Genomic DNA, 16328 nt, shown 5'->3' with positions numbered 1-16328 from the left:
AAAAAAATATTTAGCGCTTAATCAAAGCACGTAAATTGTCCAAATAGTGTTGTGCTTGTAATTTCGGATCGACATTGCCCGCCAGTTTCTTTTTACGCCCCAGCCATTCCAACTCATCTTGCGGCAACTCATCCAAGAAGCGACTTGGTGTCATTTGCTTCATTTGACCACCCGCCTTACGTTGTTCTGCAAGCGTGATGGTTAAACCCTGACGCGCACGGGTGATGCCCACGTACATCAAGCGACGCTCTTCCTCAACCGTATCTGCGGCAATCGAGTTTTTATGCGGCAGTAACTCTTCCTCAAGACCAATCAGATAGACATATGGAAACTCTAGACCTTTAGATGCATGTAACGTGAGCAGGTTTACTTTGTCAGTGTCTTCTTCTTCTTGCTGCTGCTCTAACATATCCAGCAACACCATTTTACGAATTACACTTTCAATGTTTTTCTCATCAACATCTTCAGCACGGTTAATCAAACTTTGAATACTGCTATACAGCACTTCAATATTATCCAGCTTAGTTTTTTCTTGCGCAGGCGTTGCCGCAGACTCTTTGACATAGTCGATATAACCCGCTTCAACCATCATCTTTCGAATAATCGGTACAGGTTCATCATCCTCAAGCAACTCACGGGTAAAGGTGGTAATGAAGTCTGCAAACTCCGCCAACTGCGTGGTGGCTTTTTTAGGAATCACCATGGTGAGACGCTGATCACCTGCGGCAGAGAGCAAAGACAAATGATTTTCTTGTGCAAACAGACCCAGCTTTTCTAAAGTCACAGGCCCAATGGCGCGTTTAGGTGTATTGATGATCCGCAAAAATGCACTGTCATCTTCAGGATTAATAATGACGCGCAAATAGCTCATCACGTCTTTGATTTCAGCGCGTCCGAAGAACGACTGACCACCCGATAATTTATACGGAATCTGCATTTGACGCAGTTGTGTTTCCAGCGCACGTGCTTGAAAGTTCCCCCGATACAAAATGGCGTAATCTTTCCAATTTTTACCATTCATCAGTTTATGCGTAATTAAGTCTTTCACCACGCGTTCTGACTCATCGTCATCATTGCGGCAGGTTATCACTCGAATGACTTCACCATGACCTTTGTCTGACCACAGTTTTTTATCAAAAATATGTGGATTGTTACCAATCACGGTATTGGCCGCTTTTAAAATACGACTGGTCGAACGATAGTTCTGTTCGAGTTTAATCACTTTTAAATTGTGAAAATCTTCATTGAGCAAAGCCATATTTTCAGGCTTGGCACCACGCCATGCGTAGATCGATTGATCATCATCACCCACCGCAGTGAACTGTCCCATCACCCCCACTAGCAATTTCACCAAAATATACTGCGCGGTGTTGGTGTCTTGATACTCATCGACCAATAAATAGCGAATGCGATTTTGCCAGCGCTCACGAACTTCTGCGTTTTCTTGTAAAAGACGCGTCGGCATCACAATTAGGTCATCAAAATCAACCGCATTATAGGCACGTAAATTACGTTCATACAGTTGATACAAGTGCGCAAACTGAATATCTTCTGCGGTTTCACAGGTGGTGTGTGCTTGCTCAGGTGGAATCAGATCGTTTTTCCAATCTGAAATCATCTTCATGGCTTTGGCAATCAGTTCTTTACTTTCCGCACCGGATAAATTGTCACGGTGCATCAAGTCCATCAAAATACGCTTACAGTCGTCCGCATCTAAAATAGAAAAATTATTTTTTAATGGCGTGTGTTTCAGTTCTAAACGCAGCATGTTTAGACCGAAGGTATGGAAAGTTGAAACTGAAAGCCCTTTTGCCTCTTCACGTGACAGCAGCTTGGTGACACGTTCTTTCATTTCACGTGCTGCTTTGTTGGTAAACGTCATCGCGGTAATACGATAAGCAGGAATGCCGCAGTGTTTCACCAAGTAGGCAATCTTACGGGTAATCACCGAAGTTTTTCCTGAACCAGCCCCTGCAAGTACTAACAAGGGTCCTTGAGTGTATTTCATGGCTTCAAGTTGCTTGTCGTTTAATTGACTTGCCAGTGACATAGTCTTTCCTCTATTTCATTCCGAGCTCGATTATAGTCATCTCCGCTACAGATGCATAATGCAAATTCATATTTTAACAGTCATAAAAAAACCACCCGAAGGTGGTTTTTCAGTCTTCAATAAAAATTATTGAATTGCGTAGATGCTGATTTCTACACGACGGTTTTGCTCACGGCCTTCAGCAGTCGCGTTAGACGCGATTGGGTTTGCTGAACCTTGACCTTGCGCATTAATACGTGTTGTAGAAACACCTTGAGATGCCAAGTAACTTGCTACAGATTGCGCACGCGCTTGAGACAGAGGAATGTTAATTGAATCATTACCTGTACTATCTGTATAACCTGTTACAAGAATACCGCTCTTGTTATCTTCAGTTAAGGTTTGCGCAACTTTGTTTAAAGTTGAATAGAAGTTCGGCTTGATGTTTGATTTGTTGGTATCAAAAGTAATGTTACCCGGCATGATTAAGCCTACAGAGCCATCTGGATTACGGTTAACTTCTACACCAGTCCCCGCCATTTGTTGACGAAGTTTCTTCTCTTTGTTGTCAAGGTAAACACCAGTTGCGCCACCAAGTACAGCACCAATCGCTGCAGCACGGTTATTCTGACGACTCGTGTTTGCGTTTCCTTTAGAAACACCATAACCTGCAGCAGCACCAATTAAGGTCCCTAAAGCAGCTTTATCGTATTCTACACCGCCAATGTTATTACCAGTGCTTTGACAACCTGTAAGAACCATTGCCCCAACGACTGCGGAAATTGCTAGTGCACGCATCGCATGCCTCCTTCTTTGTGTGTTTTGTTTATAGACCGAATATTGTCGTAAAACGATGATCTAGACCATTGATTTTTTGTTAACAATAAAGCCTTTATTTACAATATGTAATAAAAAATTTCCTTTTCAAGGCGTTCTTCGTCACAATTTCTACACAGTTAATGCTTGGTGCTTTTCTATTTGATCATCCCGTACTATATTGAGCTTTAGAAATAGAACGAGTTGCGAAACGCATTATATTTTAGGGTTTATTTTTATGTCATCACCAAACCAAAAACAACCTTTATTAAAAAAAATCACACGTGGTTTAACTGTTGGTTCAGTCATTACAGGCAGTACTTTTTTTCATGGCCCTCCAGTGCTTGCGCTTGGCCTAACCAAACTGTTTAAAAAATCTAAAAAGGTGGATGAGACGAATATTCAAATCACCAACAGTTGGCTGGCTGTGAACAATTATTTAATCGATCATGTCTTGCCCAGCACGAAATGGGATATTTCTGTCGATGATGGTCTTGAGCTAAGTATGCAAGGTCGTTATCTCATGACCTGTAACCACCAAAGTTGGGTCGACACCACGGTTAACCAATATTTTGGTTTAACCCGTATGCCCCTTACCCGCTTCTTTACCAAGTGGGAACTTATTTTTATTCCATTTGTCGGCCAAGCCTTTAAAATTCTAGGTTTTCCAATGATGAAAAGGCATAGTAAAGAACAAATTGCAAAAAATCCTGCGTTGAAAACACGCGATATGGAAGAGGCACGTAAGTCGTGTGAACAACTGCTTAGCCAACCATTCACCCTGTTAAACTATTTGGAAGGCACACGTTTTACTCCAGAAAAACATGCACAGCAGCAATCGCCTTACCAAAATTTACTTAAACCAAAAGCGGGTGGCTTGGCCCTAGCCTTAAATATTTTAGGTAATGACATTGATGCCTTAGTGGATATGACCATTGTCTATCCCGACGGCGCACCTGGCTATAGCGAATTTTGGCTCGGGGAAGTCCCACGAATTGCGGTCAATTTGCGTAAAATTGATATTCCAGCATGGGTACTCGCTGGAAACTATGAAGACGATGCAGACTTTCGAGAAAAATTCCAACAGTGGGTCGATCAACTTTGGACTGAAAAAGACCAGTTGATTGAAAAAATGAAAGCCAAATACTCAAAGTCGAATTTAACCCAGTAAGGGTCTATACATGATGCAGAATAACCAAGTCAAAAAGTCTAAATATCATCAGGTTGATCCTCAAAGTTTGTATTTCAAACTGTTTTTGATCTATGACATTTTTATGGTGTTTCTCATCATTTTTAACTTGTTTTGTTTGTGTGCTAATTTTTTTATCATGAGCAATATCGGTGGATGGTTTTTCCATGCCATTCACCTAGAAAGTGTCTTAAGCTTCTATCGTGAGCATTTGCATCCGTGGGTTATCACCACTGAAGCTTGGTTTATTCTGTTCTTAATTACTGAATTATTGGTGCGTTGGTGCATTGCCATCGTGTATCGACACCATCGTCGCTGGTTTTTCTTTCCCTTTATTCATTGGTACGAAATTTTAGCGATTATTCCTCATTTACGTTTTTTAAGATTATTTCGTGCAGGAGTGATTGCTTTTCGACTGCATGAATTAGGCTATAACGTAATTCCTAAGTCGTTACAAATCAAGGCCAAATTTTACTACCGTGTGGTGATGGAAGAACTCTCTGACCGAGTCGTCATTACTGTATTAGATGGGGTGAAGCACGAATTAAATACCAGTTCGACCCATAAAAAAATTATCCATGATCTGGTCGATCATCATCGGGCTTTATTTGCACAAGCATTGGCTGAAATTTTACAAGAGTCTTTGGCCACTGAATTGAAACAGCGACAGTATTTCATTGCCCAAAATGTCGGTCTGATTGTCAATCGTGCGATTGAAGATACCCCTGAACTGACCCAATTACTGCGTTTGATTCCAATTGTGGGTGGAAGAATTGAGCAACAAATTCAAAGTATCGGACAACGACTCGGTGAAAACATCACACAAGGTTTACTGGAACCAATGGTGACTGGGAATCCTACACAGCCCAATGCTACCTATCGCTTGATAGCCGAAAAAGTCAGTGATTTAAAAATTGATAATCAGTCTTTGGAACAGTTGGTTGAGTCTGTGGTCTATGAAAGTTTGGATGCTATTCGCAAGCAAGTTAAGGTGAAACAGTGGTTAGAAGAGCTCGAAAAAGATGATCAAGCCAAAGAATAAGCATTAAGATAAAAATATTACAAACGCAGCTAGTGCAATCCTTCATTTTGTTCTAGGATTTGCTCTATTTACAACATCACTTCTTTAGTAAAAAATAAATCTGAGAAGTCTTAAGGAAAAATTATGGCTGATATACGGATAACTGGCAGAATGGTCAATGCGATTCGCATTACCCTTGACACCAATGATCATGATGCAATCCGACAGCAATTAAGTAAAACATTACAAAATTCATCGACTGCTGGAGCATTAGTTGTTCTAGAAAGTAGCGTTGAGCAAGAATTAATTTCCTTGATTCAATTATTGCTGGATCTGGATGTACAGCCAATGGCAGTACAAGAAGGAATTTTGGCGGAACAAGCCCGTGCCATTCAATTCCCCGTGATTCCTGCGCAAGGTCATGGTATTAGCTCTCAACTTCAAGAAGTCAAAGCAACCAAAGAGCAAGTGGTTGAAGCCCCAGCTCCGGCTGCGACAGCTTCTACCAATGCACCAGTTGCGGCAGCACCTGTTATTCGTCATGCAACTTCATACCATGACGAAATTTTACGTACAGGTCAGTGCTTGGTGCAAAATCAAGGCGATATCATTATTACCGCAGGCATTAACAGCGGCTCGGAAGTGATTGCTTCAGGAAATATACATATTTATGGTAGTGCTCGTGGTAGAGTCATTGCCGGCGCGGACGGAAACAGCGCTGCACGTATCTTCTGTCATGCTCTAGAAGCTGAATTGGTTTCAATTGCAGGGACCTATTGTGTTGCAGATGATATTCCAGCGCAGCATTTAAAACGCTCAACACATATTTACTTAAATGATCAACAAGAGCTTGTATTTGAAGCGCTTGAATTTTAATGTATAAATAAACACCAAAAGCCCCAAATGATAAATAAGGGGATTTAAACCATAACAGGAGTGGATTCGGTGGCGAAAATTGTTGTCGTAACATCAGGCAAAGGTGGCGTAGGCAAAACTACGACGAGCGCATCTTTTGCAACAGGTTTAGCCCTACGTGGTCACAAAACTGTTGTGATCGATTTTGACGTAGGTTTACGTAACCTTGATTTGATCATGGGTTGTGAACGCCGCGTTGTGTATGATTTTGTCAATGTATTAAATAATGAAGCTCGATTACAACAAGCGCTTATCCGCGATAAAGATATCGAGAATTTATATATTTTACCTGCATCGCAAACCCGTGATAAAGATGCCTTAACTGATGAAGGTGTAGCTCGTGTCATGGATGAGTTGTCACAAGAGTTTGACTACATTATTTGTGACTCACCTGCGGGTATCGAACGCGGTGCAATTTTAGCAATGTACCATGCCGATGAAGCGATTATTGTAACCAACCCTGAAATTTCATCTGTACGTGACTCTGACCGTATTATTGGTATGCTCGACAGCAAAACCAAAAAAGTTGAAATGAATGAAGGTCGTATTCGTAAACACTTGTGTATCACACGCTTCAACCCTGAACGTGCCGATAAACAAGAAATGTTAACCATTGACGACATTTCTAAAGATATTTTACGTGTGCCAACTTTGGGAGTGATTCCTGAGTGTAAGAGTGTTTTACAAGCATCTAACGAAGGTAAACCAGTGATTCTCTTTACTGAAGAAGCAGCAGGCCAAGCCTATGATGACCTTGTGGCACGTTTTTTAGGTGAAGAACGTCCTTACCGTCATATTACGGTGAAGCCTAAAGGCTGGTTAGCACGACTATTTGGAGCGTAGACATGGCAGGATTTTGGAGTAAGCTTTTTAGTAATGATGAAAAACCGTCTAGTGCTCAAACCGCAAAAGATCGTTTGAAAGTCATCGTAGCGTCTGAAAGCGGTTTAGGTAAACGTCTTAGCCAAGACAAAATCGACCAAATGAAGAAAGAAATCATGCAAGTGGTGAATCGCTATGTTCGCGGTGTAGATGAACAGCACATTCAAATGGCTGTCCGTTCTGAAGCGAATATTGAAATGCTTGAAATGAATATCAATTTGCCTGAAGAACGTTAATCTGATTTCTGATTAGTCAAGTAAATTGAATCAAGGCAGAATATGCGCAGACACAAGAAAGTATTTTCTTTGTCTCCCATATTTTGCCTTTTTTAATGATTAAACCAGCAAGGAGATTGCTATGGCATTATCTCAGCCAGCAACGTTCAATGAAGAATGGTCAGATGAGCGTGTATTTGCCTACTTAACTCAGCTTCCTCCTGAAGGTGTGAATGGCGACTTTCATGTGTTGTACCATGCCTTTAAACACATGCGCCCAAGTGATTATGAGCGTCTACTCACCCAATTTAAAACGGATGGTCGCGATATTAACGCAACTAATCCAGAAGGTCAGCGCATTCATGACGTCATTGCCGCTTACCCACGTCAGGCAGCACCGTTTTTAGAAGTCTTGGCTAAATTTGCCTAACTCTTCAAAAACAGCAATTTTAAAATGCCAGCTCAGTACGGTGAACTGGCATTTTTTATGTCTGTAAAAACCACATCCAAAGTGGAAAAGTCAAACCGAAACACAAAGTTTGCAAACTAATGATTGCCGCCATGAGTTGACTATCCCCTTGAAAATATTTGGTTAGGACATAGGCTGCTGAGGCTGTTGGGAGCGAGAAGAATACCACCACAATCATGGTTTCAAATGCTGCTAAACCAAATAAAAGACAGCCTACATAGGCTAAAATAGGCACGAAGATTAAACGCCCAAAGGTATTTAGAATTAGCGCTCGGCCAGCATATTTTAACGCATTAAACTGGAGTGCTGCGCCCACACACAAGAGCCCAAGCGGAAGGCTCATCCCTGCTACTAGCTTTAAAGATTGGCTCATGCTCTCGAGCAAATGCATACCTGAAAAATTAAAAATAATCCCGACCAGACAAGCCAAAATCAGCGGATTTTTCGCAACTGACCACGCAATATTTTTATAAGACAGTCCCTGCCCTTGAGAAAAACCAAGTACGGACAGTACATTCACTAAAGGAATAACAAAGGCAATAATCATGGCAAAGACTTGCATCCCTGCAGCGCCAAAAATCAAAGCCATACTGGTCAAACCAATATAAGTATTAAAGCGAATATGACTCTGTAAATAAACGCCAAATTGCGACACAGGCGTACCATACAGCGCTTTTAATACCCATAGCACCACACTCATCAGCAAGGTCACACTAAAGACCACAGCAAGCGCTGGCAAGACTTGCCCGACATTAAAATGAACGGTGGCTAGACTACTGAACAGCAAAACAGGAAACAAAATCCAATAATTCAGTCTTTCAGCACCTTGCCAAAATTCTACCGTTAAAAAGCGATACCGCTTTAATACATACCCCATGGCAATGAGTACCACCAATGGAATTAATGCATCAATAATTTGCATGACTGGATGCCTAAACTGAATGATTAAGAAAAAGCCTGCAATCCGCAGGCTTTCTTTTTAAACTAAAATTTCTCGCTTACCGTTCGCACCTTGCGCACTCACGATCCCGTTTTCTTCCATTTGGTCGACAATCCGCGCGGCACGGTTATAGCCTAAACTAAACTTACGTTGTAGCGAGGACACGGAAACCTTGCGTGTTTCCAATACAAAGGATACGCACTGGTCATAAAGTGCATCACGGTTTGGATCGCCATCACCATCTTCAAAGCCGCGAGAACTAGGCTCTTCATCAAATGGCGTTAAGATTTCATCAACATAATTTGGCGAGCCGCGTTCACGCCAAGCATCACAGATGCGGTTCACTTCATCATCGGCAATAAAGGCACCATGTACACGTTCAGGTTCAATTTTACCCGGGCCTAAGAACAACATATCACCATGACCCAGTAGGTCTTCCGCCCCACCAGCATCCAAAATCGTGCGTGAGTCAATTTTAGAGTTCACACGTAAAGCCACACGTGTTGGAATGTTAGCTTTAATCAGACCCGTAATTACATCGACCGATGGACGCTGCGTTGCAAGTAACAAATGAATGCCTGCGGCACGTGACTTTTGTGCCAAACGCGTAATCATTTCTTCAGCTTTCTTACCGACCTGCATAATCATATCGGCAAATTCATCTGCCACAATCACAATCGATGGTAATGGAGTCAAACGTGGTGCACGCTCACCTGCAACCGAATCACTGGCTTTCCAAGTCGGATCAATCAGCTCTTCACCATTGGCAATCGCTTCTTCCACTTTTCGGTTATAGTCGGCAAGCTTACGAATTTTTAGGAAAGACATCAGCTTATAACGGCGTTCCATTTCATTCACACACCAGTTCAAGGCACTGACTGCATCCTTCATGTCCGTGACCACAGGGGTAAGCAAATGTGGAATATCGTTATAGTTAGCAAGTTCTAACTGTTTCGGGTCAATCAAAATTAAACGCAACTCATTCGGCGTATATTTCAACAACATCGATAAAATCATCGAGTTCACTGCCACCGATTTACCTGAACCTGTGGTGCCTGCAACCAGCATATGCGGGGCTTTACCTAAGTCAGCAATGACAGGATTCCCAGAAATATCTTTGCCCATTGCCATCGAAAGAATGCTATTCGGATCGGTAAAAGCAGGAATGGTCAACAACTCGATTAAACGCACCATTTCCCGTGTGCTATTCGGCACTTCAATCCCGATATACGGTTTACCCGGAATGACTTCAACCACACGTACAGATGCCATCGACATTGAACGCGCAAGGTCACGGGAAATATTGGTCACTTTAGAGGCTTTCACGCCCGGTGCTAAATCCAACTCAAAACGAGTTACTACGGGCCCTGGCTGCGCTTCGACCACTTTGGCTTTGACATTGAACTCTTGTAGTTTAATTTCAAGTAATTCAGATAAACGCGCTAACTGTTCAGCAGTGAAATTGACTTTTTTATTGAGGTCAACTTCATCCAGTAAGTCTAATCCTGGCAGCGGTGATAAATCACGACGACGTTCTGCTACTTGCATGGACAACGACATTGGACGGCCTGATGCATCCGTCAGTGGCGCATCAAAATCGAAGTCTTCTTCTTGCGGTTTTCCAGCAGTGTCCTGCCATGCTTCAATAAACGCTTCTTTGGACAAAACTTCTTTGGCTACAGCCACTGTAGCAATTGTGCTTACGGTATTGTGATGCTGAATAGGTGCTTGTACAAAAGCAGATGACTGCGCATAACTACTGCTGGTGCGTACATCTGAAGTAGCTACTTTCTGCTCCGACCAATCTTCAGCAAGGAATTCGTCTAAATCATCCAACTCATCGAGCTGTGCTTTTGCAATTCCACTCGGCGCTGGTTGTAATGCAACGGGACTTGCAGCAACACTTGAGTTTACAACCTCGGCTACCGCAATTGGATCTTCAACCACATGTAAATGAGACACAGGTTCAGGCGTATTGAATGGACTGTGGACATCTGTTGCTGTTTTGCCATTGGGTACGGCAGCAAGCAGCTCGTCAAAGATTTCATCATCATCCCAATCGACATTTTTCTTCTGTGCAGGGGCATCGTCTTGGAAATAATGAGGATCAGCAATTGGCGCTGTATGATCTTGCACCACTGCTTGAAAATGTCGTTCTGGGCTAAATGGGCGATCTTCTTCGGCAGCACGAAGTAAAGCATCAATATCATTTTTATGACGTTGATCTTCACCTGAGTTTAATGCACGCCACACTTCTCCTGTCGCTACCACGCGCTGACTGTCTTGTTCTAATTGGTGCGCTTTTTCTATAGTCCGCTCAAGTTCTGCTTCATCATCCACATCCACCTGTTGTTCTTGAACACGTTGCTCTTTGGCCACCATGTCATTAAACAAATGCTCTGCTGAATAGTCGCGCTGAGGTGCTTTAACTGATGCCTCTTGCACGGCTGGTGCCTCGACCAATTCGGTCTCTTCAACACTCTTTTTCGGTGCCGTTGCAATCACTTCTTTTTTCACACTTGGCGTCGTGCGATCAAAGGCAGACTCGCTTTCAGGCACATTACGGTAAAATAAATCTTGTAAATATGCAGGAGTTGCTTTGATCGTCGCGAAAGTACGGTTCCATTTGATACCGAAAGCCAAGGTCAATAAGACCACGGTAAACACGACCAAAAATAAGGTTGCACCATAAATAGTTAAAATCTGCGACAAACTTTGTCCCAGTTCATAACCAATAATACCGCCAGAGGCATTGTCTAAAGTGTCCGCTGGAACTTTCCAAAACAAGAACAGTAAGCTGGCGGTTGCAAGCAAAATAAAGAATTGTGCAGCATAACGAAATGGACGGTTTAAAAAACTATGCGGCCACCAGACTTGAATAGCTTCAATGAACAAAAACACAGGAATAAGTAGACTTGCCCAACCTAAAAAACCGAACAGTAAGTCAGCAATCCACGCCCCTGCAACGCCACTGGCATTCGAGACTTGCAAAGTATCACTTGATATATGCATCCAGCCCGGATCAAATGGGGTATAGGTCACGGTAGCAAGGAACAAATAAATGCCAAACGAGACTAAAAATAATGTCATTAATAAGCGCTGTGCATAAGCACCCGACACCTCAGTCATATACTGTCCTGTAACAAATTCTTCATTAATGTTTTTGTTCGAAACCTAAAGCAAAAGTTTCACAATAAACGTCATATTATGCACCTCTTCTTTATAAAAAGATGCACTATTCTTAAATGCTTTATGTATAGCGAGTAGATGATTTATCCTCTTTTACCCGCTCTACACCGCATATTTCTTCTATATAGCTCAAAACGATTTATATGATCAATAATATCGACATTGAACTCACACAACTGTTATAGAGTTTCACGTATAATTCCACAAATTTCTAAATAAAAAAAGGATTCTACGTATGAGCGCTCGTCACTCACGTTTGATTATTCTCGGTTCAGGCCCTGCGGGTTACAGCGCTGCGGTATATGCTGCGCGTGCCAACTTAAAGCCTACATTGATTGCAGGTATCCAACTCGGTGGTCAGCTCACCACAACGACTGAAGTGGATAACTGGCCGGGTGACCCTGAAGGCTTAACAGGCCCTGCACTCATGGAACGTATGCAAGCCCATGCAGAACGTTTTGGTACTGAAATCATCTACGATCATATCAATGAAGTCGATCTTTCTGTACGTCCATTCGTCCTTAAAGGTGATATGGATGAGTTCACTTGTGATGCACTGATTATTGCCACAGGTGCGACCGCTCAGTACTTAGGTCTTGAATCTGAAGCTGCTTTTATGGGTCAAGGCGTAAGCGCATGTGCAACTTGTGATGGTTTCTTCTACAAAAACCAAAAAGTGATGGTTGTGGGTGGAGGCAATACTGCCGTTGAAGAGGCGCTGTATTTGTCTAAAATTGCATCGCATGTGACTTTGGTTCACCGTCGTGATTCATTACGTTCTGAAAAGATTCTTCAAGATCATTTATTTGAGAAAGAAAAAGAAGGCAAAATCAGCATCATTTGGAACCATCAAGTAGATGAAGTTTTAGGTGACAACACAGGTGTAACCGCAGTTCGCTTAAAATCAACTCAAGACGAATCTACACAAGAAATTGATGTTCAAGGTTTGTTTGTTGCCATTGGCCATAAACCAAACAGTGTAATGTTTGATGGTCAATTGAACTTACGTGATGGCTATATCCAAGTCCAAAGCGGTACATCTGGTAACGCGACTGCCACTTCTGTCGCAGGTGTATTCGCAGCAGGTGATATTGCTGATAGCGTTTATCGTCAAGCGATAACTTCAGCAGGTTCTGGCTGTATGGCTGCGCTAGATGCAGAAAAATATTTGGATGCTTTAGGTGAATAATCTGAGCCTTGAAAAAGACCGCCTTCCATAGGCGGTTTTTTTATGTATGATCTTAAAGTCATTTTTTTCATATATACACACCACTATGCAGCAGTTACCACCTTCTGAGTATATCTTTCCCGATCCGCTTGAAGTTGACCCCGAGGGTGAAGGCTTAATTTGTATCGGTGCAGACCTCTCCCCTTCTACCCTGTTTGAAGCCTACAGCCATGGTTTGTTTCCATGGTTCTCTACAGGCGAACCCATCTGCTGGTGGTGCCCCGAGCCACGTTGCATCATCCGTCCGCAGGATTATCAGCCCAGTAAAACTCTCATTCGGAGTATGAAAAAGCAAGATTATCGCATCACCATCAATCAGGCTTTTGAACGGGTGATCCGTGCCTGCTCACTACCTCGCAGCTATGCCGATGACACGTGGATCAGTGAAGACATTATTGATGGCTACTGTGCAATGTTTGATGCGGGTTATGGCTATAGCGTTGAAGTTTGGAATCAAACACGCTTGGTTGGTGGACTATACGGCGTCAGCATTGGACACGGCTGTTTTGGGGAGTCCATGTTCAGTACCGAAACGGATGTCTCAAAAATGGCATTTTATACGCTGATGTTGATTGGACGTGAAAATAAGCTGCCTTGGATCGACTGCCAATTGGTCAATGATCATCTTTTAAGCCTTGGTGCTTGTACACTTTCTCGGCAAACCTACTTAAAATCGTTACAAGATGTTGTAAATCAACCCGCTATCGATTGGAAAATGTATCAGGACGGTGTATTTTCAAGTAAAACAATAGCGCAAAATGCGCGACTGACTGAATAAAGAATAATAGAGGGATTTATCATGAATTCGTATCACCCGAAGTCCCTACTGAATGATTTACAGTATTACATCACGCCACCGCATGACTGTAGCTATCTAGAAAAAAAGTCAGCTCGGATGGTATTTCTCGATCCAGCACATCGTATTGATGTCGTCACGCTGTCTGAACTTTCTCGGGTGGGTTTTCGCCGGAGTGGTGATTTTGTCTACCGCCCAGAGTGTCATCTGTGTCGACAGTGCCTATCTAGCCGCGTACCTGTGCGCGAATTTAAAATGAACAGCAGTCAAAAAAAAGCATGGAAACGCAATCAAGATCTGACTTTAAAAATTACCCGCACTGCGGATGCCACCAAAAAACATTATGACTTATATGAGCGTTATATCTTTAAACGCCATGCCGATGGAGACATGTTCCCGCCTAGCCGCGATCAGTTTGATAAATTCCTCGTGCATAGCTGTACCGAGAGCTTTTTCTTAGAGCTGTGGAAAGAAGACCAGCTCATCTGTGTTTCGACCTGCGATCCTTTAGATGATGGTTTATCTGCGGTTTATACGTTTTTTGATCCCGATGAAAACAAACGCTCACTAGGGACTTTCGCCATTTTAAAACAAATCGAGCTCGCCAAAGCACGCGCTTTACAGTTTGTGTATTTAGGCTATTGGGTGCCGCACTCAGAAAAAATGAACTATAAATCGCAGTATTTACCGCTAGAATTGTTAATTGATGGTCAGTGGCGCAGACTCAATCATAGTCTGAGCAGCGAGGAAGTGCAGCAACTGGGAAACTCCTTAATGACCACCCTACCTTCGGGGTGGAATAACGCCATTATTAAATAATGACGTTATACAAAAGCTGAACTGTTCTCTTATTTAAACAACTCGGAAAAGTCATCACTACACGATTTCACCATAATAATGGCATGCTCACGGCCACCATCTGGTTTAGGATAATAGTTTTTACGCAAATCAATTTGATGAAAACCGGACTTTTCATACAAGGCAATCGCTGCCTGATTGCTCTCACGGACTTCTAAGAACACTTGTATCGGGTTGTTTTTGAGTTGTGCCAGTGATGTATCTAATAGCTGGTAACCCAACCCTTTGCCTTGCTGGCTTGGATGAATGGCCATCAACAATAAATTAGCTTCATCAAGAACAGGCTGGAGGATACAAAAGCCTACGACCTGCCCCGCCTGTTCAATCACGGTACTATGATAAGACTGTATAGACTCTTGGAACTGTTGTAGGCTCCAAGGGTGCGTTTGAACTAAATTTTCAATCTGCGCAACTCGGCCTAAGTCCGCAGCTTGCATTAAACGAATCATCTTCGTTTATCTTTCTAAAATGTGGAGGTTACAGTATAAAAAATTTGTGCTAAAAACCGAACAAAAAAAAGAGCGATTTACATCGCTCAAAGAGCCAAAACTGCTTAAAACCCTAATTTTAGCTTCCACTTCTCAAGTAACGCATCGGTGTCGTAATGATTAGGATGAAAACCCGGTTTAAAGTACATGATCATTTCACGTGCCATCCCTGTAATAATTCCTTTCGATGGACTATATGCATAGGTATAAATATCCTTCAACGCTGCCCTGTTCAGTTGTTTATCTTGCTGTAATAAACGAAATACAAAATACGACTGAACGCAGAATAAAATGCTCATGGCTGCAACCAACGATCCCGTTCGTAGTAGATAGGATTTAATTCCCTTTCCAAAAACACCTTCAAACACATCATAAGCCACAGCTTTGTGCTCATTTTCTTCAATGGCATGCCATAACCACATGGTTTTCATGGTTTCATCGCTCATCAGCTCTTGAATGTGGTTATTGACTAACAACTGAGAGGCAATAGTTGCAGTGAAATGTTCCAGCGCGGTGGTTGCCGTTAAATCCACCATCTCTTGAGTAATACCCACAGGCTTGCCGAGAAAAGCAAAAACCTTACGCGTGGTTTGAATTGCGCGATTGGTATAGCGGTCAAGTGTTGCAACATCATGTCCATACTTTTGCGCAGAGGCATTAAAACCTTCATGTTCTTGCGTATGCATCGCTTCTTGACCAATAAAGGCTGAAATCTCTTTTTGTAATTCGACATTGTCTTTGATCGAAGGATGCTGTCTGACCGCACGAACACTATCGATAAAAAACATTTCACCTGCTGGAAAGAGTGCTGACAGTGCGGTCATAAAATGGGTCAGTCCAGCTGAACCATTCATCCAATATTCAGGTACGCTTTCAAACTCAAAGTTCATCCGGCGTACAGGGAAACTCGCGCCCGCACGGTTGGTGATTTTTACCTTCGCATTCATCTTTTTTCTCCTATGAACATCCTGAAGACATCCACTGCTTATAGTTGTTTTCGTCTTTTAATCTTACGTGATTGGGCTCCGCCCATAAGTGCAGTTAGGGTCAGCAAAATATCAGTTTAGGACAGTTTTCAGGGTGGATTGTTAGACAATTTAGTGTGCGTAAAGTTCTACGGTACTTTTAGGATGAACACTAAAGCATGCTGTATCTTGCCCTAAAATAATCACTTAATTGCTAAGATTGTCTTGTCGTGAAATAGATTGACAGTATTCCACTTCAAACCGAGTTAAGCAATTAGCTCGGTTTTAGTTTGCTCATACATCTGATTCGGGGTGTTCATATTTAAAC

At 42.4% G+C, this 16328-nt stretch carries 15 protein-coding genes; 9 read left to right on the top strand and 6 right to left on the bottom strand.

All coding sequences use genetic code 11. From position 1 onward, the window contains the following. Positions 1–10 precede the first annotated feature (10 nt). Positions 11–2050, bottom strand: a complete 2040-nt coding sequence (locus tag ACG9ZB_RS12405) for a UvrD-helicase domain-containing protein (protein ID WP_183173955.1) — start codon at positions 2048–2050, stop codon at positions 11–13. A gap of 126 nt (positions 2051–2176) precedes the next feature. Then, on the bottom strand, positions 2177–2827 hold the full coding sequence (locus ACG9ZB_RS12400; RefSeq protein ID WP_078389445.1) for an OmpA family protein: 651 nt from the start codon (positions 2825–2827) through the stop codon (positions 2177–2179). Between the two features lie 256 nt (positions 2828–3083). Between ACG9ZB_RS12400 and ACG9ZB_RS12395 the strand changes: the two genes are divergently transcribed. From ACG9ZB_RS12395 to ACG9ZB_RS12370, 6 genes are all read left to right on the top strand, one after another. Beyond that, positions 3084–4016 (top strand): acyltransferase, encoded by a 933-nt coding sequence (locus ACG9ZB_RS12395; protein WP_419326047.1) that lies wholly within the window; start codon positions 3084–3086, stop codon positions 4014–4016. A 10-nt stretch (positions 4017–4026) separates the two neighbouring features. Further along, a complete protein-coding gene (locus ACG9ZB_RS12390) occupies positions 4027–5076 on the top strand; it encodes a preprotein translocase subunit SecA (protein ID WP_419326046.1) in 1050 nt (349 codons plus the stop codon). Between the two features lie 123 nt (positions 5077–5199). After that, positions 5200–5931, top strand: coding sequence for a septum site-determining protein MinC (gene minC / locus ACG9ZB_RS12385; protein ID WP_419326044.1), 732 nt, complete (start codon positions 5200–5202; stop codon positions 5929–5931). A gap of 69 nt (positions 5932–6000) precedes the next feature. After that, positions 6001–6813, top strand: a complete 813-nt coding sequence (gene minD / locus ACG9ZB_RS12380) for a septum site-determining protein MinD (protein WP_010326008.1) — start codon at positions 6001–6003, stop codon at positions 6811–6813. Between the two features lie 2 nt (positions 6814–6815). Continuing rightward, positions 6816–7088 (top strand): cell division topological specificity factor MinE, encoded by a 273-nt coding sequence (gene minE, locus ACG9ZB_RS12375; RefSeq protein ID WP_004694905.1) that lies wholly within the window; start codon positions 6816–6818, stop codon positions 7086–7088. A 121-nt stretch (positions 7089–7209) separates the two neighbouring features. Continuing rightward, positions 7210–7497 carry a PA4642 family protein gene (locus ACG9ZB_RS12370; protein WP_004694907.1) on the top strand — a complete coding sequence of 96 codons (288 nt, stop codon included), beginning with the start codon at positions 7210–7212 and terminating at the stop codon, positions 7495–7497. A 55-nt stretch (positions 7498–7552) separates the two neighbouring features. Here ACG9ZB_RS12370 and ACG9ZB_RS12365 read toward each other — a convergent pair whose 3' ends face one another. Both ACG9ZB_RS12365 and ACG9ZB_RS12360 read right to left on the bottom strand, forming a co-directional pair. Then, positions 7553–8458, bottom strand: coding sequence for an AEC family transporter (locus tag ACG9ZB_RS12365; RefSeq protein ID WP_419326043.1), 906 nt, complete (start codon positions 8456–8458; stop codon positions 7553–7555). Between the two features lie 57 nt (positions 8459–8515). Further along, a complete protein-coding gene (locus tag ACG9ZB_RS12360) occupies positions 8516–11605 on the bottom strand; it encodes a DNA translocase FtsK (RefSeq protein WP_419326041.1) in 3090 nt (1029 codons plus the stop codon). Positions 11606–11900: 295 nt separating this feature from the next. On the opposite strand from ACG9ZB_RS12360, the gene trxB reads away from it, so the two are divergent. The 3 genes from trxB to ACG9ZB_RS12345 all read left to right on the top strand — a co-directional run bounded on the left by trxB (position 11901) and on the right by ACG9ZB_RS12345 (position 14508). After that, positions 11901–12854, top strand: coding sequence for a thioredoxin-disulfide reductase (gene trxB / locus ACG9ZB_RS12355; protein ID WP_419326039.1), 954 nt, complete (start codon positions 11901–11903; stop codon positions 12852–12854). Between the two features lie 85 nt (positions 12855–12939). Continuing rightward, a complete protein-coding gene (gene aat / locus ACG9ZB_RS12350) occupies positions 12940–13671 on the top strand; it encodes a leucyl/phenylalanyl-tRNA--protein transferase (RefSeq protein WP_348929102.1) in 732 nt (243 codons plus the stop codon). 21 nt (positions 13672–13692) lie between these two features. Beyond that, positions 13693–14508: an arginyltransferase gene (locus tag ACG9ZB_RS12345; protein WP_004694916.1), complete on the top strand. Its 816-nt coding sequence runs from the start codon at positions 13693–13695 to the stop codon at positions 14506–14508. A 29-nt stretch (positions 14509–14537) separates the two neighbouring features. Here the strand turns inward: ACG9ZB_RS12345 and rimI are convergent, their stop codons facing one another. Then, positions 14538–14996, bottom strand: coding sequence for a ribosomal protein S18-alanine N-acetyltransferase (gene rimI / locus ACG9ZB_RS12340; RefSeq protein WP_419326037.1), 459 nt, complete (start codon positions 14994–14996; stop codon positions 14538–14540). Between the two features lie 104 nt (positions 14997–15100). After that, on the bottom strand, positions 15101–15982 hold the full coding sequence (locus ACG9ZB_RS12335) for a metal-dependent hydrolase (protein WP_419326036.1): 882 nt from the start codon (positions 15980–15982) through the stop codon (positions 15101–15103). Positions 15983–16328 lie beyond the last annotated feature (346 nt).

This window comes from Acinetobacter johnsonii, assembly GCF_048551975.1.
In the GTDB taxonomy this organism is placed as follows: Bacteria; Pseudomonadota; Gammaproteobacteria; order Pseudomonadales; family Moraxellaceae; genus Acinetobacter; species Acinetobacter johnsonii_A.
Note: the sequence above shows the minus strand (reverse complement) of the source record. Positions and strands in the feature narration are given on the sequence as shown.